This is a genomic window from Nostoc sp. 106C, from assembly GCF_002154725.1.
GTDB lineage: Bacteria > Cyanobacteriota > Cyanobacteriia > Cyanobacteriales > Nostocaceae > Aulosira.
Genome location: NZ_MTAW01000087.1, coordinates 1 through 21,219 on the forward strand (window position 1 = coordinate 1; position 21,219 = coordinate 21,219).

The 21,219-nt window shown below is 38.4% G+C and carries 12 protein-coding genes and 1 pseudogene; 3 read left to right on the plus strand and 10 right to left on the minus strand.

What is annotated here, in order from left to right; all coding sequences use genetic code 11:
- Positions 1–12: 12 nt before the first annotated feature.
- The 5 genes from BV375_RS09510 to BV375_RS09530 all read right to left on the minus strand — a co-directional run bounded on the left by BV375_RS09510 (position 13) and on the right by BV375_RS09530 (position 6,411).
- Entirely contained in the window at positions 13–306 is a 294-nt protein-coding gene (locus BV375_RS09510) for a hypothetical protein (protein WP_086759783.1), read from the minus strand.
- A gap of 6 nt (positions 307–312) precedes the next feature.
- Positions 313–2,934: a M64 family metallopeptidase gene (locus tag BV375_RS09515; protein WP_086759784.1), complete on the minus strand. Its 2,622-nt coding sequence runs from the start codon at positions 2,932–2,934 to the stop codon at positions 313–315.
- A gap of 73 nt (positions 2,935–3,007) precedes the next feature.
- Positions 3,008–4,333: a hemopexin repeat-containing protein gene (locus BV375_RS09520; protein ID WP_086759786.1), complete on the minus strand. Its 1,326-nt coding sequence runs from the start codon at positions 4,331–4,333 to the stop codon at positions 3,008–3,010.
- 107 nt (positions 4,334–4,440) lie between these two features.
- On the minus strand, positions 4,441–4,704 hold the full coding sequence (locus tag BV375_RS09525; RefSeq protein ID WP_086759788.1) for a hypothetical protein: 264 nt from the start codon (positions 4,702–4,704) through the stop codon (positions 4,441–4,443).
- 861 nt (positions 4,705–5,565) lie between these two features.
- Entirely contained in the window at positions 5,566–6,411 is an 846-nt protein-coding gene (locus BV375_RS09530) for a transposase (RefSeq protein WP_243713890.1), read from the minus strand.
- 795 nt (positions 6,412–7,206) lie between these two features.
- Between BV375_RS09530 and BV375_RS09540 the strand changes: the two are divergent.
- Positions 7,207–14,952: pseudogene (locus BV375_RS09540) on the plus strand (hypothetical protein).
- A gap of 7 nt (positions 14,953–14,959) precedes the next feature.
- Entirely contained in the window at positions 14,960–15,730 is a 771-nt protein-coding gene (locus BV375_RS09545) for a hypothetical protein (RefSeq protein ID WP_086759792.1), read from the plus strand.
- On the opposite strand, the gene BV375_RS09550 is transcribed toward BV375_RS09545, so the two are convergent.
- Entirely contained in the window at positions 15,727–15,972 is a 246-nt protein-coding gene (locus tag BV375_RS09550; protein WP_086759794.1) for a hypothetical protein, read from the minus strand. The genes BV375_RS09545 and BV375_RS09550 overlap by 4 nt on opposite strands.
- Positions 15,973–16,341: 369 nt before the next feature.
- Here BV375_RS09550 and BV375_RS09555 point away from each other — a divergent pair, with 369 nt between their 5' ends.
- Complete coding sequence (locus tag BV375_RS09555; RefSeq protein WP_086759796.1) at positions 16,342–17,130, plus strand: response regulator transcription factor; 789 nt, start codon at positions 16,342–16,344, stop codon at positions 17,128–17,130.
- A gap of 4 nt (positions 17,131–17,134) precedes the next feature.
- Here the strand turns inward: BV375_RS09555 and BV375_RS09560 are convergent, their stop codons facing one another.
- From BV375_RS09560 to BV375_RS09575, 4 genes are all read right to left on the minus strand, one after another.
- On the minus strand, positions 17,135–17,755 hold the full coding sequence (locus tag BV375_RS09560) for a DUF6753 family protein (protein WP_086759798.1): 621 nt from the start codon (positions 17,753–17,755) through the stop codon (positions 17,135–17,137).
- 32 nt (positions 17,756–17,787) lie between these two features.
- Positions 17,788–18,909: an RRXRR domain-containing protein gene (locus BV375_RS09565; protein WP_086759800.1), complete on the minus strand. Its 1,122-nt coding sequence runs from the start codon at positions 18,907–18,909 to the stop codon at positions 17,788–17,790.
- Positions 18,910–19,229: 320 nt separating this feature from the next.
- A complete protein-coding gene (locus BV375_RS09570; protein ID WP_086759802.1) occupies positions 19,230–19,982 on the minus strand; it encodes a hypothetical protein in 753 nt (250 codons plus the stop codon).
- Positions 19,983–20,004: 22 nt separating this feature from the next.
- On the minus strand, positions 20,005–20,913 hold the full coding sequence (locus BV375_RS09575; RefSeq protein ID WP_086759804.1) for a chromosome partitioning protein ParA: 909 nt from the start codon (positions 20,911–20,913) through the stop codon (positions 20,005–20,007).
- Between the last annotated feature and the right edge of the window lie 306 nt (positions 20,914–21,219).

The window sequence follows — 21,219 nt, forward strand, 5'->3', positions numbered from 1 at the left end:
ATTTCTCATGATTTATTTATCTATTTCAGGAGAATAAAAACTGGGATGCACCCCACTACCACTGACAGAATCAGGCTGAATCGTTAAGGAACCATCAAGACTAATTCCATCGCCCAAGATTGCTTGCAGTTCTAAGAATAAAATATCTAATCTACTACTCAGACTTTGTAGCGGTTGTGGAATACTTTCCGTTTCCCATCCAAGATCGAGTACAAAGGAATAAAAATTTTCTTCAGAAATTAAGGCATTTTTGAGAGGTAGCAATGCCCTGCCAATTTCGACGAGTATATTTTGAAAGGTATCCATAATATTTTAGACGGGGTTTCCTGGGGGTGATCTAAAAGTTTTATTTTCGGGATATTCTTCATCTAATAAATCCAGTAAGTTAGCATTCACTCGGTTAACAATGAGATACTTACAGAGAAAACAAAACTCTCCTTCTCGTGCTGAACTCTCACCAGATGACCTCATCTTACATTGACCAGCAGCACGGTAGACCTTCCCAGTAAATGTTTGTGCGCCCTCATAAATTCCTAGCAATCTATAGGATTTACAGGGAGGTTTAAAGTCAGGAATGCTAACTGGATAATCTACATCTTTGTTAACAATTGAAACATTAGTATCTTCATTTAAAGGGAGATGAGTAATGCTAAGTTGTTGCCTAACTTCTTTTTCTACTATGGATTTGTAATTTCCCGATGCATCTTTAAACGGAACAAATACTAATGTACCCTTTTTAAAGGTATTTTGCTGAGGAGTTTGATTTCGGCTAATTAGTGTAACAATGCCTGTAGTTTCATCTACTCCATTAATTGGTTCAATAATATCGAGATCGAGAAGATAATGAGCATTGTCTTTTTGGAGGGGGAGTTGAATCCCTGAACTGCTTGGAGTCATGTCTCTCAGAGCAGCTTTGAAATTAAGTTCTTTCGCAACTCGCCAGCCACCCAGTTTATTTTTCTCGATATAAACAGTTATTGTGTTGCCACTTACTTTAGCATCTCTAATCAAAATACTAGATGTCTGTACCCTTAGCAGGTCGAACCATTTGATTTTAGCAATATCTATCCGACGGTTTAATTTATCTTTATAGTTACTGTCAAGATTGATCTGACTTAAAGTGGTAGCGTTATCATAATCAGAGTATGTATCCGGTTGATCGCCTACAAAGTCTTCATACTCATCGGCTAGATTAAAGGAATGTCCAAATTCATGAGCAATAGTATCAATAATATTACTCAAATTTTTTCCTGGATTTGGCATTCTCTGCATAATCTTCTTGGTTGGCGTGAATTGAGGTTGAAAGGCTAATGCTGTTCCTTGATCGACAGAGTTTGCTGTCATCGTCCGCTGATTAAAGTTAGTTCCTCCAATCATTCCATCGTTGGTAATAATGGCGATCAAACCCCTGCTTTTGATAAATCGATTCCCAGTTGAATCTGGCAACCATTCTTGACCAACGCTAGCAGCTACCGCATTAGCATCACGAAGGGCACCAATATATTTCAAAATGCTATTACCTAAGTTTTTCTGATTGTACTGGTGAAGCTCGGGAGGGTGTTTCCGTGGATCGGGCGTTAGGTTACGTGACGGCTCTGCTTTAAACCAGCCATAGATTCTCCTAATCAGTTCATGAAGGCTTTGATTAGAGACATTATCGGCTGAAGGTGGGGTAAAGGTTCCATCTCCACGTACACTCAATCGTTCCGTATCAGCATATCGAGAGCCTAAATAAAGACCAAAGAAGGTATTGCGTTCTTCTAAGATTCCAAGGGAAGTTTGCTTCTTCCAAACCTCAATTACCTTATCCGTTGCCTTAGATGGATCGAGATTCTTTGTCAGATCGTCAGGAGCGAAGGGATCGGGAAGCAACTGGCTCGCCCATAATGTTCTAAGGGCTGCGGGAGAGCGTGATTCACCGCGTAAGGGAAGACCGACTACCTCCACCAAAACTTCTACCGTATAGTTGGTTGATGGTTGCTCTCCTGGTAATTCGCCATTGTAAGGAATTGGAAAACCCTTTTGTAACACCGATTGCGAATTAAAGGAAATGTCTTCATCATTGACTTTAAACCCACAAGTGACTGCCTGCTGTTGGGAAGGTTCAAAAATTTTCCAAACATTAAAACTCTCTTTAAGTAAGTTGTAAGGGCTATGGCGTTTGGCATCAAACAATTTGTTGGTGGCTTCGGTTACAATCTCATCAAATTTACTCTTATCAGCGTTGGTAAATCCTTCTGGCAAAAATAAAATGTTGTGCTTCTCTGTGGCATTTCCTTTGTATCTAACTCGTTCAAGATTTCGTTGTTTACCATAATCTACAACTTTGGCCGGGATCGTTTGCGATCCTCCTCGAAAACTTCCTGTAAGACTAACATCGCCTTCTTTTACCCCTCTTAATCGATAGTCTTTACTATTATCTATAAGCAGTGTGGAGGGGTCACTGGAGGTCAAATCGACATAACCATGTCCTGTAATGTCACCCACGCGATCGCACTTACCGCCAACCGCAGCAATAGGAGGATCGTCGCTAAACTGAGCGTAAATCGTGACTTGTGTATGGGGGATTTGATCGTCTTTGGGAACGGTTAAACCTGGTGTACCAAACCACCAACCTTCAAGGCGATCGTGTACTTGAATTCTTGCAACAATGTATAAAGAGTTGACACTTATATGAATAAAAGTAATGCCTAAATCTGTTGGAGTAATTAAGCCATTGGAGGCAATATTAACAACACTATTCAGCCTAGAGCCAACAGAATTATAGGGAGAGAAGTATGTAAAAATACACTGATTTGTAACATCATTCAGATCGTAGCTTAATTTATTTTGGGCAATTTGTCTTTGATAAACTGTAATCTTCAATTGTTTAGTTGGATCGATATTTCTAACTACATGAAGATCGCAGTGCGGGAATATTATAAGGTCTGACATCTTCGTATTGTTTCTCTATCAACTATTATTGGCTTTAAAATTGGCTTTGATCGAGCTTAAAATTCGCTAAACATTAAATCCTTGTAGCTCCGACTTGCATATGAATGTGATCTTGATGGTGCGATCTTAGATTGTCTCCCAGCACATCAATATAATCTGGATGAATCACGAACCCACCAACATCGCCGATATCTTTCGGCGGACATCGATTTGCCGAACCAATGCCATTACACTCACATTCAAAAGTTCCAAACCGAAACACCGTCTGAAATAAACTATAAGCAAGGGGGTCTGCAACAGGATCTAACCATAAAGAGACACCAGATATGACAGGCTTATTACCCCAATCACGAACAACTTTCCGCTCAAACAAGACCCCATCAACAGTCCCATCAATACCAGAAAAATCGATCGCCCGACCTTGATTGTGAGAATCTGTTGGTGGATCACTCTCACTACCAATACCAAGATGTCGAATTGCCTGTATATCGGGCTTTGAGGCATTTACCCAACGAGCCAATCGATAAAGTGCAATCAGCATCCGTTGGTCCACATTGTTAATTAGGACGGCAGTAGCATCATCCTTATAAATAAAATTGATGCCATTAATATTGGCTCGCTTAACTACAACCCTTGTCGTTGGACTAGGAGACGTAATACCTGTTTTCCAACTTCCCACATAGGGAGTCTGCGTAGCACTGAGTGTAGACTTGCCATTCTCAATCAGATACCCCATCACCGAGTTGGCTTGATTCACTGTCAAATCACGAGCAGCCGTCCATATCCCTGACGGCACAAGATCGAGTACTAACTGGCTTATCAACCCGCTCTCATCCACGCGATCGCTTTCCAGATCGTAGCGTCGGTACTCATCACCCTTAAAAAAGTAAGCTTTCGTTCCACCTTGATAGAGAACCCCATCAAGGTCGGCAGGCCAAACACCATTCCAGTTAGAAGCAATGGCTTTGGGATAGTCAGGATCTGCCCGATCAAACGTAATATCGTACCGCAGATACTCAGGACCGCGAAAGAAGTAAACTTTACCATTCCCCCAGTTCACCGCAGCATCAATTTTTGTCGTAGTCCAATCATTAGGTAAACCTGGCCATCTACCTGCAATTTTTGTCGGTGGATTTGGCGGTAAGTACTCAGGCTCGACCTTATTTAGTCCGATATCAAATTTCACATACTCATCGCCATAGAACAAGTAAACCTTCCCAAAACCCCAATTGATTGCTACATCGGGGGCAGTGGCACGCAAACCAGGCCAATTAGTTGGAGCGATTGGTAGCGCAGCTTGGCCCAACGCACCCGACTGGAAATCGTATCGGATGTAATTCGTTCCCTGAAACAGGTACACTTTACCATTTTGCCACGCGAGGGGAGATTTAATAGGCATCTGTAAAACTCCAGGAAGCAACAAATTAAGGAGTACAACAATTTCAGATCAACAACCATACGGCTGCGCGTCGCCAAATAAGCTTCAGCCGGAGTATCGCCTCGCGATCACCAACCACGAGGGCAAGCAATTTGAGTTTGACGCTGGGACTGCCCAAAATCATCTTCACACGCCCTATTTCCGTTTCCGGTATAAAGCAGGTTCAGTTGAGGTTGAAATCCATTGCGCCCTGGCGGAAGGGCGATAGGAACGGTAAAGTTGCTAGTCCCTATGTGCAAATCAGGTGAAAACTTTTCTTTCATGCCGTGAAGCGATCCACCTCCTTTAGGCAAGGAGATAACTTGGCTTGAGACACCTGATTTACCACTCATAAATACCTCATTGGAGCAGTGCTGTGCAAGTTTTAGCCTAAAAAGGCAACTCAGACATATTTAGCCATGAAAAATTTAGCTTGTATAGCCCGAATTTATTACAGTTCTCAAATCTGTAAATTGCTAAAAGCCCAACTCAGCCTAGTTGTTAAATCAATTGAGGGGTTGCGAAAAATTACAGATTTTCTCCCGATACGATTGCTTGTAATTCAGCCTATATAAGCCTTGTGACAAGCTAATAATATCTGTTACTATAAATCCAAATTATAGTAGTTTATTTAACAACAAAGTTAGCTATTTTTGTCAATTAAGTTCAAAAAACGTAATAAAATCTGTTGCCATTCTACCTAGTCTTAAATTCCATACAGAGGTTAAGAAACTTAATTGATGGCTAAGATTAAATTTTAATAACCGTTAATATAAAATGCTTTAATCTTGCTTCAAAGATAAAAAAAGTTTAATTAGTATACAGTAACCCTCATAAGTATTTTTACTTACGCTATAGCTTTTAATGCACTATAACGATTACTCAAGTTTTAGGGTGCTAGCAAAGAAATTTAGTGAACAAATTAATACTTTCAATACTAGTCAAAAGTAAACTTCATATCAAATTAAACTGACGTGATTGTTAAACAAAAGAGCGTCCCAGTTTCTTGCTGATAACATCAATCTTCTGTACTTAGCAGCCCTTGCAGTAGACCCGTCCTAAAACTTGCAAGCCAATATTTACATGGCTTTGAGACCAATCCTTGCAGATTCTCTTTAAACGTAACAATGAGGGTTTGATATCGTTAGTGATAGTTTAGAGCCGAAAAATGAAGTTATGCATTCAAGGCAATCGGTAATTGTTATTAATGATAATTACCTCGTTAAAACTAAAGTACTAATTCGTAGCCTCACCAACCCGCAAACTGTTAAAATTATTTCTTTATAGATATTTGAGTGCAGCCCAAACCTTTGTGAAGTTATTTTAAAAATTCTCACGAGCCTGATTAAATGTTCTATAAATATACGTTTACTTGAGAGAATTTTATTTTCTGTTTTTTGTTGCTCGGTTAGTTGCTGTTTTCTTTTTTTCTTATGAGGAGTCGTAATATTTTGACCACCTTGATATCCTTTATCTCCTGAGAATTTTTGTTCAGAATCAAATTTTTTCTGTTGTTCCCTAAATAAATTGATGTCTGATGTTGGACCAGGAAATCCTACTGCTACATCAATAATATCTTTGCCATTTGGCAGACCTACTAATTGACTTTTTAAAGTATGTTGTTTTTTCTTTCCTGAATAAAACTTTTTTTGTTCTTCCTTGTCAGATGGTCTATCGATAGGCTGTTCTAGGCTATCAACTAAGAGTTGAAAATTCGTCAATATTTCTTGTACAATCAGAAAATCTCCTTCTTGACCCTCCATCTGTTCTAGTAAACTTGATGGCAGAATTCTGCGGATGATTTTTCTCCAGTAATGAAAAGTAACATGGGCTTCACTTTTAGATACACCAAACAACATCCCTAGTATTTCAAAGGTTGGTATCTGTCTTAAATAAAATAGGCATAGACATATTTGCTCGGAAGTTGATAATATTTCTTGCCGTCCTCCCCCAGGATAATTAATCCTGATTTTTTGCTTTTCTTTTTCCTTCTGGATTTTTATATGTTCTTTTAAAGCTAATTGAAGTAACGCTTGAAACTGTTCGTGACTAATGCCCAAAATCTGTTTTGTTCTCGATGGGTATTTTTGGATATAATCGAAGACAATACACATTTTAAATCAGAGTGGTAGACTTCCAATTTTACTTTCTACCACTTTTTTGTGCCTAGATTATATTTTGGACGGGTCTAGTTCTGCCAGCAAAGATTTCAACTTTTCTTGTTTATCAGGATTAGACCACACCTTAGCCTTTTTGACTTTTTTGTAAGTCTTGTCTAAAAGTTTTTGCAAATCTCCACTTTCAGTAGGCGGTTGTAAGGCTTTTACTTGCTCTCGAATTTGGCTTAATGATAATGAATGCTCGATTGTAGCTTCTCAAAGCTCCATGCGTTCAGAATCTGATGAAACCTTATCTATCTCTCTTACTTTGGTATATTCAATTTGCCCAGAGCGGAGAGCCTCTAATATATCAATGGCTTGAATGCTTATTTCAGATAAAGCCTACGCATTGTCAATTTCAACCAGTTCCTTTCTACCTCAACTGCAAACATAACCACAATGGCAAACATAAAAAATATTACTACTGATTCAGAGTTAAGCAATAAACAATCAAAAGTTTTGTATATTTTTTTACTGCTTAAATTTTGAGGCTAGACTAAACTAAGTCTTTAAAAACTATTTTTCAAGTAAAAATTATATTTTAATGTATAAAAAGTTATATTTATTTTGTAGATAGAAATTAGAAATTTGTTGAATAGATTACCGATAAAAAGAAAGTAAAATTAAACTCTACGGGTATTTTAGTGCCAAAAAGCAAAAATTTATATTGAATTTTATAAGTTTAATTGTTTATATATGACAATTCAAGCTAAACATTTTGACACTAGATTAAATCAATGGATTCATACAGATGGTAATACAAATAATCCAGATTCGCTGTTAAAAGAAGAACTTAATAATACTCTACTAGAATATTTCTTTCCTAGTGTAAACTTTTCGTTCGGGCATATGGACGAAAAGTCTACTGTGGAAGAATTAATTAATCACCCTGAAGGTCATAAATTATTACTATCGTCAAAAACTCGATTGTTATATGGCCTCGAAGAATGTCTAGATACAATTAGGCAATTATGCCCTGATAACAAAGATAGAGGTGCTTACGGGTCTATCTTTCTTGGTTCATGTAGAAATGCTGTCAATAAAGAGTTAAACATCCTAATAGTTGATGATAATAATGGTGAAAATGGCGGTATTATCAGTAATGACCAAGCATATCGGTTAACAGGAGACTGTTACGGACAGATATCAAAAGACCTGTATCATGAATTAACTAAGCATCAAAAAGGTGATAAATATCGAGTAATTCAGCACCGCTTCGGTTGGACTGATCGAGACGGAGATGATCGGAAATACCGTTTTGGTAAAGGTACACTACGCCCTGCTAACCTTGAGCAAATCCTCAATTATCAAAACTCGAATAACTCAACTAAAATCGATCTAATTCTTCCCTTATCTGCGTTCAAGGGAACTGATAAAGACAATCCTAATGGCCCGACTAAGCCTCAAATTCAACCTGGATTGTACCGACAAAATATCTGGCTAGGTGAAAAATCACAATCTGAACTCGGCAAGACAGCTATATCGCAGTTACTCGCTTCATTCCCTAACGGACTGAAAGACTTTACTGAACAGCTAGAACTTGAAGCCAAAAAGCTTAAAGAAGCACAGGATGATCCTCGGCAGCTTGCACAACTTTACTGCGAAAAGTACGAGAAACGGAAAGCTTTTTTAGAAGAACAAGCAACCACACTAGAAGAACAAGCAACAGAAGATCCAACAGTAGCAGAAGAATTAGAAACTTTGCACGATCGCATTGCTACTGACTCGTTTATTTACAAACTTATCAAAGCTGACCTGCAAGGAGAGGGACAACTTCTCGAAACTGAGAAAGTACAGCGCGAACTCGCCCGGTTCGTCCAGAACGAGTGGAAAGAAATCGCCATCGGCAAGACGTTAACGTTTGAGCGAGCAATGGTCATCCCCTCCAAAGACCTGCAAAATGGGGAAATTTCCATACCGCATTATCAAGACGGGGAAGAAGTTCTCAACTTCCGCTCCCCTTTCCTCAACTCAAATGGTCTGTGCGTCTCAACTAACAAAATTGTAGAAGATATCCTGGGGCCTGATGGCCAACCTCTCGCTGGTGCGATCGCTGTCTCGGATGAAACAAGCGATCGCATTTACAACCGCCTCAATGAGCAAATTAAATCTATCCTGCCAGAAGCTCAAGGAAAAAATATCCAGTTAGAAGGTATTGAAAACTACTTAAATCAAAGTATCAGTAAGCTCGAAACTCAAGATAAAATCGAGTTTACTAACAAATTTAATCAGTATATTTTAGAGCTAAAATCAGCTGGTTATGAATTAGAGATTCTGCCTCAAGAGTCCGAACAAGAGCGCCAGGCACGCGATTACGATGGTGATTGTATCGGCTTCGAGCGGGCAACCAAGTATCCCAACCTCACCACCGAAGCAAAGGAGCGTAACCTTCCTGAAAACGCCTACGCTCCAACTGTCAAACTTAAAAAACAATCTTTTTATCAAGAAGATGGCAGCCAGCCAGAATTTGAGGAAATCGCCATCCACATGAGCGATGGCATTAGTGTGGGTGTTATCAACAATCACCTTACCTCAATCGAGGCTTTAGAGTCTGAAATTACGATTCTGAAAAACTTTGGTAGCGAGAAAGACTCAATTGAGTACGTACAGCAGGTAGCCAAACACTACGAAGATTTATTCAAAACAGAAGCCTGGGCAAAATCCAAGGGTATTGAAGGGAAGGAGATTCCGAGCAAGTATCGTAGTTACATGGAAGAGTTCATCAAAACTGTTCGACAAGAACCCGCCAATACACTAGTGGCGATGAACATTAATACCCAAATGTACCGTGAAATGATTGCCGAGGCAGCATTTCAAAATCAAATTGCAGTTGACCTTTTTAAGAGTGCCAAAAAACCTGAAATTGAAATTATTCGCAATAATAGTCGGATTCTTCACCGTGAAGTCAACTATATTAAGGATAAGAAGAAAGATGTCTATATTGACAATATAATTCAACCGACGGGATACTCACCTGTTGAGTTACTAATTGCTCAAACCAATCAGTATTTTGAAAAAGCTCGCCTCGAATCGCGTGAAATCGTTCAATTTCAAGCTTTATTTAAAGGGGTTGAATTTTCTCACGAACAGCGATTAAGAGCTACCCTCATCAAAAAAGAATTCGACAAATCATTCAACCGAGCAAGTGAGCTATCTAAACAAAAAGAAACTGAAAAAGGGCCATCTGCAAATATTACCCTTGCTAATGGTAATCAAGTAAGTATAACTAATCTTCTACAGTATGATAATGAATTTATCTGGAAAGCTAACACAGTTACGATAAAAGTATCAGAAATATCCGAAGATAAGCGCAACAATAACCACCCGCATAAATATTTAGTTTATGCTCAAATTAACGATGAAACTGAGAATGGTAAACCCAAGTTTAGAAAATTAGGAACACTGGCAAGGGAGCAAGAAAATAAACTCGAAGAAATAGGAATTACACTTGGGCAAGAAGTAAAATCTAACAAAATATTGTTCCAGCCTGAATTAAGCGAAGGTCAAATTAAACTTCTTTACCAAAAAGCTTACCAGATAGCAGAGGAATTTTATAATTCGATTCCAGAAGACCAAAAGCTAACAATGGCAGCTGCCACCTGGGCAGTATCAACTACTCGTGAGAATAGTAATGATAAAAGTAGCGATCGCCAAAATAAAGTTTCTAATTTCGCCTTTGCTGCCTTTCCTCAAGAGATTATTAGTCAGTTAGATACACTCAAGTTTACCAAGTTTAGTATCACTGGATTTGACCGGGATAGTGAATTTATTAATGAAAAGCAACCTCAGAGTATTCGATTTAATCTAGCTGAAGATGGAAAAAGTGTAATTGAAATCCAGAATCAAGAGGGTAATTACAAATCATTCGGAAATATTGAACAAAGTAATGCCCGGCTACCAATTGGTACTATTGCTATTGGCAGTGTTGAAAAAGGTGAAGTATACACCACCTCTGTTACAACCAAAGTACCCGGATTACCAGAACTCACTTTCAAAGTAGGCGAAGTTAATAAGTTTGGAAATTCCCAAAGGTTTAATAATGAACCTGCAATGTTAACAATCGAAAAGGTTGACCTGATTCGGGAAGACTATACTATCTATCTTCAAAATGGTAATAAACCTGAAAAACTAGGCAATATTGATAAAGAATCAATCAAAGAAGGTATTGCCCAAGGCTGGCTAGCGGAAAAGCCTGGGAATGGGCAACAGTTACATCTTAAAATTCAAACTATTATCACTGGACAAAATGCCTATGCTATAGCAGAAACATCTCAGAGCTATCTGTTACGAATTAATATTACGAATCCAAAATACAAGAAACAGGAGATTAACAACCAAGCATTTCAAGAAACTTTAGTCAGGGCATTTGATAAAAAGCACGTTTATATTGCTAAAATTGGCGGCCAATCACTCGGTATTATTGGTCAGCATAATGAACGTCTCGAAGCTGATTTAAATAAAGGGAATATACAAAAACAGTGGCAAAGGAAAGAAAGTAGCACTGTACAAAAATTAATTGATACGGGCATTATTCGCCCAAACCAACAACGAACCACTATCCCTGTACAGATTACCAGTAATGAAAGTACCTGTAAAATAATTATTAATCCAGAAACAGTACAATATCCCGACAAATGGGTTAAACGCAGTCAGCTTATAAGTAATGAAAAGCCTGTCAGAGAAGAGCAACAAGAAAAACGCAACTAAATACTAAGTAAAATTAACGAACGCCCTACAATCATTTTCCAAGATAAAGAACAAAAATTAGTAGGGCTTTTAGGATTAGCAGTTGATGAAAATATAACCGAAAAAACTAAAAAGTATCTTGAAAAAGTAGGAGTATCATACGAACAGCTTCCTGTATCACAAGCTCAGTTAGAAGCTAAAAAAGGAATGACTGTATTCGTACTTGATGAAACTACTATCAGCAGCGAATTAAGACAAACCTTTATTAACCGTGCTGGTGGTCATATCAAAAGTGCAGATATACCCTCACAACCCACTCCAATTATTGCCCAACAAACTGTATATTTTTATAATCCAAATCAACAATATAGTTCGCCCGATGGATCGCTCTTAGAAACTAAAGAAGCTATTGGGTTAGTAGTTCCCGCACAAGACGCGATCGCTGTAGTCACTTGGTTAAAATCAAAATCTACTGAAAACGATTATTTTATTGAGAGTAACACAGCTACATTTATTTTTAATAAAAATGAAATTAGTGAGAAAATAAATGAAGAATTTAAGAGTTTACTGGGAGAAGCTATTAATATTGGTGAAATTGATGGATTTGACCGCTACGAACAGCTTAGTGCAGAGTTAAATCAAAAAGTTGCAACTGAAGGTAGTCTTTTAAAATTAAACCAAATTCCAGAAAATAGTGAGTACAAAAAAGCTCTACAAGCACTTCCTAACCGTCCAAAAGAACTCAATCAAGAAGATTCTCCAGTACCAATTGTTCCTGCTAAAGCTTTATCAGAAAAGAATATAACTAATATTCAATTGAATACTAACGTCACAGTTGCAGGAATTTCACAAGTCTATCAAAACGCGGGTGAGATACAAGTAGTAAATAATACACAATCAGAAGCTAAGAATCAACCAATATTACTACCCAACTCGCGTCAAGCCGATCCAACTAAAGCTATCGAAATATTGGGTAAGGTAAGCGAGAAAAAAGTAGACCAGCTGCGATCGCATCTTGAAACCCACCTCAAACCCATACTTGAAAATGACAAATCCAACTATGCACCACTGAGACAAGTTGCCTGGGTCGGTGCAAAATGGGATTTGAAGGATAAAGACTTTAAGCCAGGGGTGCAGGACGACTCTTTGATGGAACTTGTCAAACAAGTATATCCTGACGCTGATATTGTGCTGGTAACTTATTCCGAGAACCCCGGTGCTGGCATAAACTATCACCGCGATGACTCCTACGCCGCGACGGAAGCCCGCAACATTAATATCGGAAATTCTGACTGGGGCTATCGCGCTGCTAAGGAACGAATGGCATGGACTAGGGAAGAGAATCAGGACGCACCATACCAAGAGTTTAAACTTGAGTCAGGTACAGTAACCCGCTTCAACTGCAAGAACGAACACGCTGCACTGAATACTGAGGCTGGCAGATGGTCTATCAACATCTGGTCAATTAAAAATGATCTGGGCAGAGAAAACAGCGTTCGCCAAAAATTTGAGAACTTCCTCACCTCAAATCAACCTCCGCGTGCGGTAGTCCAAAGCAACAGCGACCTCACCATCAGAGCTAACGAGTGGACACCAGGGGGAGAAATTAAAGTAGAGCGCAGTTATCCCAGCCTCAGAGAATTCACCCAAAACATACCCTCACACCCTTCAAACCAACCAACTGTCGAAGAAATTATCGCCATTGGCAATTCCACTGCGGCACGCGCTGCTAATCCTCAAATTCCAGATAAACCGACTATATCTGGCAAACCAGTACCAATGGTATATTCGCTGCATCTGCACGGCGAAGCTGCGGCAGTACCAGTTGATACAACCATCGATGCTATGCGCGGACACGGTAGGATACACACTACTAGAGGTGTAGACTACCAAAAAACTTATGGTATCAATGAGGGAGATATTGCGATCGCCCAAGGTAAAAACGGCGAGCAAGTTGCTTTTCGGGTAGGTAAACAATACGAAATTACCACCCAAATGATTCAAGACCCAAGTTACCAGCAAGCCTGGGCGAGATGGGAGAAGCATTCACCAAAAGAACTTACCCAAACTCAAGCGAGTAAGAGTCAGGTATATGGCTTATTCATGGAGCCGCTAGGAGATTATGTCAATGGCAAAATTGTTCCGTTCCCAACCATCCAAAAACAACCTGCAACACCAGTAAATATCAGCCCCGACTCTAAAGATGGGCTGGGAGTAGCACTCAGCCTTGCCACTGCACTTGCCAAAGAACAAGGCAAGCTGCAAAACGATTACCAAGTTTCAGTCAAAAATAATCCAGAAGCCCCCGCCGGGCAGTATGGAATAGAAACCCATGTCCAAAAACCTCAAGGGGTAGCATACGCATCCGCCGAACACGCATTTAATCACCAAAAGCAGTTACATCCATCAGTTGATGAATACCAGCTAATGGTAGAAGTGCTTCAGGCTAAACTCGAACAACACCCCCGGCTAACTGAGGCGATCGCCAAACGTGGAGGAGTCAATTGGTTAGAGAACTGTACAAGCATTACTAATGCCCAGGATCAACAGTGGCAAGGAAAGGGTAAAGAATCCGCATTTATTCAAGCCCTTAGCGAAGCGTATATATATGTAGTTGCAAAATCACAACAAACTACAGTACAAACCCAGCAGGACAAGTCCCAACAGACTGCTCTGCGGCCCACAAATCCACTGTCTCAACTCGAACCTATAAACGCCGCCGTCGCTGAACACATGAAAAAAGACATTGCGATGGCCCAAATAGCTACCCAGTTTATTGGTAAATCAGCTGCACCCCCCGGTACACCTTCAAGCACACGAAGTTACGAGCAAGCATGGGGGGAACGCGCCAATACAGGAAATTACTCAAAAGAAGACATCATTATGGTGTCTGGATCTGGGCCGTGGCGTGGAGTAACAAGCGAGCAAATTGCCCAAACATTTGAAAATCACTATAAACCCTTACTTGATAAGGCAATAGCAGTAAAAAGCTCTTTTCTAGTTGGAAACGCACAAGGAACTGACCAATTAGTTCAAAATTATCTTCAAGAAAAAGGGTACAAAGTAGAACAAACTTCCCAAGGATACGCAGTATTTAATCCTGTAGAAAACACCAAAGTTAGTAGCGATACTATTTCTGTCGATATACAAGTAACAGATAACTCATTAATTGCTAAAGATAAGCGCATTTTTTCATCACAACAAAGCCAACAACCAAATATTGACCAAGCACTCGCATCACCTGCTCAACCCAAAATGCAGCAGGTTGGAGCGATGGATAGCATTATCGAGCGGATGAAAGCTAATACGGTGCAAAATCTTCAAAACTGGTATATGGCAGCTGAAAAACTCGGTAAATCAGACACATATCTCAATAGAATTCAAGAGATAACTAATTTATACATTCAAGAGAATATTAGTCTTGAGAATGCTTTTAAGGCAATGGAACAAGACATTAAAGAATTAGAAAAAGTTAATAAGATGACCAGTCTTGCTCAACGTGTAGTTAAGACAATTGGACAAGAAGATATTAATGGCATTATGTCAGTCCAAACAGAAAAATATCAGATTGCTACTCAAACTCAAAACCAAACTTATCTAGTTAAAGATAAAAACGATAATGTCTTGTTATATGTCAAACAAGGAAAAACTCAAGTAAGTAATGTTAGTGATGAAACATTACAAGATTTTAAAGTTATGAGCGATCGCATCAATAATGCACTCAAAGATGTCAAAAAAGATTTAGTAGAAAGGTAATTTTACTATGAAAGAACTAATCAAGTTTCCAGTAGAAGGTTTAACTCCAGCAATGCAAGCTTGTCTCCTCAGAGAATTAATCGCACAGCTTAATATACCTGATGAGAAATTTGAAGAATCTGCAAAAAATCCTCCAACTGCTGAGGAACGACAAGAGGCTATGTTAAAGTTAAATTCAGAAATGAATATAATCAGTGAAATAGCACAAGAGGAAGTAAAGTTAAGCTCCACAGAAATTGATCCTATCAATTTTGTTAATCCAGCTAGTCCAGAGTCATCTTTAGAACCCGAAGTAAGCCAGTCGAAAGAAAATATAATTGAGCCAGATGTTCTAAAAAACTTTACAAATAAAAATGACGATAATAATGGCAACCTAGTAGAAGAATGTCAACACGATAAAGTACAATCTATTATCGCTAATTTCCAAATTCAAAAATTTGTTATTCCTGTAATTTTAGACTGCTTAAATATATTCGGTAAACCAGACAAAGAGACAGGAAGTATCATTTATAAAGGTGAGGCATATACTGCAAGCCTAAAATCAGAAGAAGATTCACAAACTCTTAGCCTTGATAGAAATTCGCCTGATTCAGAAGCAAGCCAAGAAGCACTCCTAGCATCTCGTAATAATAGCTCAGAGAATTACTCTATTATCATCAATAACCTTACCCATAATGAATTTGAACGGTTGAAGGCTCTGTTCGATGAGCAACAAGCACGCTGCGAACAGAACCAGCAACAATTCAAAAACCAGGATGCTGTTCAAGAGATAGGTTAAATCAACCCAAAGCACACACCATAAGAAAAAGCTATAAACCCCAAAACTAGCTTGTTATTAAAACTCAAGGGAGTTTTGGGGCAAATAACAACCGCAACAGAAAAATAGTAAAAAGACGCAGTAAAATCAAACAAACTCGTCGGGTTAATAGGTAATCTACCTAATCCGACCAAACATAGCATTCCTATTAAAGACCAAACAACAATATTTTCTATCCATCCTAAAAGTTTGTTGTTATTCATAAAAAATTATTTATTAATCCATAAGTTCTAAAAAATATTAAACCCTAGTTTTACCAATAAATTAATCTAGTAAGTATAATATCTGTGGAAAAACCACCTATATAAAGTTAAATTAATTTGCCTACAACTCACTTCAATCCTGCCTTTTAGCTTGTCATAACGATAAATCTTCACACCGACCTACTTAAACTAATTGCTTAATTGAAACTAAACAAACTACCCAATCAGTTTATAAATTTTTAACAAACAACAATAAAGTTTTTAAATAAAGTAATTATTTTATAGTAAGTATAAAGATTAACTAATAGTTAAAATTAAGTGTTATAAGTATTATAATCAGGGACAATACTAAACCAAACAGTATACAATATGAAACCTATTAATGTTGTCATCATTGAAAATGAGAACATATCTAGGGTTGGCGCAGCGACGATATTATCTGAAACTGGTAAAATCCAGGTATGTGGCCTTGCAAAATCCGGCAAAGAAGGAATAGAAATTGTTGACCAACAAAAGCCAGATATCGTGGTGATAAATATTGATTTACCTGATATCAATGGCACTGATGTTATAAGTTTAATTAAATGCAAACACACGTCAATTAAAATAGTGATTATGACTGCAAATAGCAGCAGAGATACCATTAACGCAGCAATTAGTAATGGCGCAGACTGCTACTACTGTAAAAATAATGCCAGAGAAGAAGTAGGAGAAAGATTCATTGAAGCAGTAATGGCTGCATACAATAATGAATCATGGATTGACCCAACTATTAATCGCATTCTAATTGATAATCTTAGGTCAAATGACACAGCCGATAAAAATTCACTAGATTTGTTAAGTGATTTTTCTAATAAAGAAATTACAGTTCTCAAATTAGCAGCTGGTGGCATGAAAAATAATGAAATTGCCAATGTCATGTATGTTTCCGAAGGTACAGTCAGGTCATATTTACATAATTCATTTATCAAGTTAGGAGTCAAAGATAGATTAAACGCTATCCGGGAAGCTATCCGCCTGGGAATCCTCAGCTTTGCAGACATGAAAATTGAAGAAGAAGTTACTCAAGCAACCCACACAAGAGTCAAAACTAACCAAAATAGTCAAAAGGATACAGCTAAAACGAGTAATAAGGGATACAAAGGCTGGGTTGCCTAAAAAATTAATTAACTGCAATTATGCAGCCACCTGAATACTTCTTCTGCTGACGGCAAGTTTTAATGATGGCAGCGTTTCTAACATAAATACTACGTGCTATCTTACCTTCATTAGATTTGGCCCAATCCAGAAGCTTTTTATCTTCGGGTTGTAAAATAGCAGTTCCAGAAGCCGCCTGCTGAAAAGTTACACTTTCAGCAATAGTTTTGTATGTAAAAACACCAATTGCAGATCCCAAAGCCAGTACAAAACCCAACACTCCCGCTACTTGTGCCAATCGCCAATTACTTACGCCCAAGAGAGGCAATGCACCACCAGCTTGCTTAGTCATCTTAATTAAATCCTTAGCGGCTTGGGCGATCGCATTTTTTTGTTGCTGTATTGCCACCTTAGAAGCACTATTTAACTTATCGTCCACCATGTCAGCCCAACCCACCACAAGCGAGTCAAGCCTACCAGGTAGTTGCTGCAACGCAAATTGGGTTGTACCTAGTTCCGCGTATAGGTTAAATAAGGGGTCATCAGGTCTAACACCCAATTTAAGTATCCAATCAGTGACCTCTGCTTTCTTTTCTTCAGAATATTCTGCAATAACTTTTTCAACAACTTTTGCAATATTGGTCATAAAACCTCACGGTATGCGGGAAACTCAGCTTTTCAAAACTGAGAGGGAAGCGACGCGTGCAGCATCTCCACAGGAGAAACGACTTTAGTTGCAGTGATAATTAGTCCGCTTGAGCGTCGTATCAACCTGATTTTGTTTTTACTGAATTGACCAAGGCGTCTCCAGTTCTGGTCAGATACAGAAACTTGTTTTTCAGTATCGCCACTTACCCAACCGCGATAAGTCTTGTTACTTTGGGTAGCTTCAACGTAATCGCCTTTTCTAAAACCATGCCGCGTCATCGTACCGCCGTACTTCCTTCTCACTCCGCTTTTGGCTGGAACCATGAGATGAAGTTGACGGCGCGATACTGGAGGACGGCGAATTACGGTGAATGGCGCAGGTGTTATTTTCACTTCACCCTTCCATCCCATCGTTTGACGGTCAATCATACCGTACTGGATAAATGTGGAGCAAGCTAAAGCAACGCCGTCTACTGCATGGGTTGCGGGTATCGCGTCACTCTTCGAGTGCTTCTGTTTGTGCAACCCTAATTGTTGTCGGATATTTGCGGTTTGCCAGCCTTGAAGCTGGTTTACCTTGCCGTACCCCTCTACGTTTTCTAGTTGCCATTTCTGACCAACCATTACTGGACTGAACCCTTTATTGCCGCGCGCTTTAACTATTTCGTAAGCGACATCACTAATGGGGTAAATCAACGATAGTTCGCCAAGTACCCGTAATTCAAGTTCACGGTTTGCTCGAATACTTGGCGGTATCTTGCACTGCCTGCGATTGTCAAATCTTTTTTGCCGATGAGCGCGTTGATCATAAGGCAGACTGCGATTAATTCTACGACCTCTGCGACCTCTCCGCATCATGGCGCGTTGCTCCATGCGTCCCCGCACTGTTTTAAACGGCAATTGAAGATGTGCCAACCACAAGGTAAACTTAGCAGATTGTACACCAATACCCGTGTACAACTTGCCTGGGTCAATACCAACCGCTATAGGTTGCGTATTGGTAGTTCTAGGGCATCTGATTAACTGAATTTGGAAGATACCAAGGTCGTTGTATACAACCCGCGCTTTTCCTTCCTTTAACCAACGTCTTGCTCTACTGGCTTTTGTTGGCATTAATGGCTTTCCTGATGGCGATAAAACTGGTACTCGCATGGAGATAATCCTTGAGTAAAGTTATGAGTCCCCTCGACCAACACAGACAGAATGGCTTGCCTTTACGCAACACTGTTGACAAAACAGTTTGTAGATAAACCCGACTAGGGAAGCATCGAGTAGTACGTATCAGCCTGTGTCTCAATGGTCTAGTCAAACACGTAAGATTTGCCTCTTACAAGCTCAGTGGCTTTAACCCTGAGTTATTGACAGGTTGTTTAAACAGTTAATTTAAAATCTTACTGTCAATTTGGTAAAGCTAATACTTACCATTCCTCAGATTCAATATCTTCAGTTACATCAAAATTGGAAGGATTTTGTTAATTTGCACCTACAGAAGCTAGTTCTGTACAGTTCTTACTCAGCCCTAAATAATTAGAAGCAATCGCATTAGAAACAATAGAATTATTAAAATTATCCATCCAGTTGAATACTATCGAACGCTGAATAGTATTAAGAGGGGAGTTAGTTTCAATAAGTTGAGCATAGGGTAAACCAGTATCCTCAAGCAACTGGTAAAAGTCGTTATGCAACCCGCCCAAAACTAGCTCCAAGCCATTTAATTTTTTAATATTAGCTTGGAATTTACTACCTTCATAGTATCGAAATTGCTTGCCAAAGTAATAATTTTTGATAACAACATAGTCAACTTGACCACCAAAATGGTCGTATAAATCCTCAAGATAATCTTCAACACAGTCTTTACGATGTGATATCGGGTGCAAGAAAGTAACACGATATCCGAGATGGTTAAGATTTCCTATCAGTGAAACATCTTTATCAAAAAACTTGAACTCTTGGTGGTTTTGACCTGGCATATCCGTCAAAACTACATCAATATTTGGAAACATTTCTAAGTCAAGTAATAATCTATCCGAATCGCCCCTAGACAATCCCAAATGGTTTATTTCAAAACCTTTTGTTTTATACATCGATAGCTTGTTACGATAACCGTGGTAGAAAACACGCGCATTGCATTTACTTTTCAAGTACAATTCCAGCAAGAGCCGAGAAACTGTGGACTTACCCACACGAGCATCACCCGATGTAATTACAAAACGCTTTCCAAACATAAAAACCAAGCAACCTATTCAATTAAGCAGCTATATCTTCAGATGGTAAATTTGCATCTTGGTTTTTAGCTTTTTCTTTTTCTTCGTTTTCTCTAAGCTCTTTAGATTTTTCCACAACTGCTGGATAGTAACAGTCATCTGGTTGTATATCAAAACCCAATAAATTAAATGCTGGCTTAATTTGCGCTTCAAACTCAGCAACCCAAGATTTAATTCTTGACTTAATTACAATATTTGTTTCTTGATGAGTCTGACCTTCATTAAATGTTAAAGCATGGCGGTCAAGAAAGTCATAAGACTTGTAGAATAAATCTGGCATTACAAGTTCTATCAGACCTTCTGCAAGCATATTCTGACGTAGAGAAGAGTCATTATATCGCTCAAACTTTTCTTCTTCACCATGAAATAGATTTTTGACAACAATATAATCTACTTGGTCTTTACAAAGTTCACGAAGTTTTTCTAAAACATTTATAGAGTCAAGAACTCTACTAATCACTGAAACCATTGTCACTCGACAATTAATTTCAGTTTTTAAAACTTCAAAAAATGCAAGCTCTTTGACATAACTTTCAAAGAAACCTCCAGATTGTGCTGGCAAGTCTAATAATGTGATAGGACAATCACTTTCATCTAAATTAATTAATAAATCGTCAGCACCACCTCTATGAAAAATATCAATATAACGTATTATAGGGCGGTAATCTTTTTGAAAATATCTTTCTATCTGAGGATTCCTTAAGTCAGCTTCATAAGCAACACAGGGTAGATTTTTATTAATATAAAGTTGAAAGATTGCTCTTGCAAAGGTACTTTTACCCACGCCACCTTTATCACCTGTTATAATTATCAGCCGCTTTTGAGGCTTACCATTAGTATTGGAGGAAGTATTATTTGACATGGCTGGTTGTTCTTTATTTTTTCGGGTCATAATATTGTTTACAAAGTGACTAAACTTTGTTGTGTTAGGTTAATGTCAATTTAAATTTTTAAATTTGTAAACAAAAATCAATAAATTAAATTAATGCAATAGGTAAATCAGCGACTATATTGCTCAATAAAATTTTCCTAATTTATTTTGAATAAACTACTTTGAGTATGTAACCTATCGCTTAAAAAGCCAAGCAACAAAATTCCACATTAAACCAACATTTGTTGATATGTAAATTAGTCATAAATTTTATGTCGTTTAAAGTAACTTGACTTTCAAGAAAGGCATTATGATATTTTGATCGAA

What these genes read in the sequence shown, in the direction of transcription:
- BV375_RS09510 (WP_086759783.1), bottom strand. Translation starts at nt 306, where the DNA reads ATGGATACCTTTCAAAATATACTCGTCGAAATTGGCAGGGCATTGCTA.
- BV375_RS09515 (WP_086759784.1), bottom strand. Translation starts at nt 2,934, where the DNA reads ATGTCAGACCTTATAATATTCCCGCACTGCGATCTTCATGTAGTTAGA.
- BV375_RS09520 (WP_086759786.1), bottom strand. Translation starts at nt 4,333, where the DNA reads ATGCCTATTAAATCTCCCCTCGCGTGGCAAAATGGTAAAGTGTACCTG.
- BV375_RS09525 (WP_086759788.1), bottom strand. Translation starts at nt 4,704, where the DNA reads ATGAGTGGTAAATCAGGTGTCTCAAGCCAAGTTATCTCCTTGCCTAAA.
- BV375_RS09545 (WP_086759792.1), top strand. Translation starts at nt 14,960, where the DNA reads ATGAAAGAACTAATCAAGTTTCCAGTAGAAGGTTTAACTCCAGCAATG.
- BV375_RS09550 (WP_086759794.1), bottom strand. Translation starts at nt 15,972, where the DNA reads ATGAATAACAACAAACTTTTAGGATGGATAGAAAATATTGTTGTTTGG.
- BV375_RS09555 (WP_086759796.1), top strand. Translation starts at nt 16,342, where the DNA reads ATGAAACCTATTAATGTTGTCATCATTGAAAATGAGAACATATCTAGG.
- BV375_RS09560 (WP_086759798.1), bottom strand. Translation starts at nt 17,755, where the DNA reads ATGACCAATATTGCAAAAGTTGTTGAAAAAGTTATTGCAGAATATTCT.
- BV375_RS09565 (WP_086759800.1), bottom strand. Translation starts at nt 18,909, where the DNA reads ATGCGAGTACCAGTTTTATCGCCATCAGGAAAGCCATTAATGCCAACA.
- BV375_RS09570 (WP_086759802.1), bottom strand. Translation starts at nt 19,982, where the DNA reads ATGTTTGGAAAGCGTTTTGTAATTACATCGGGTGATGCTCGTGTGGGT.
- BV375_RS09575 (WP_086759804.1), bottom strand. Translation starts at nt 20,913, where the DNA reads ATGACCCGAAAAAATAAAGAACAACCAGCCATGTCAAATAATACTTCC.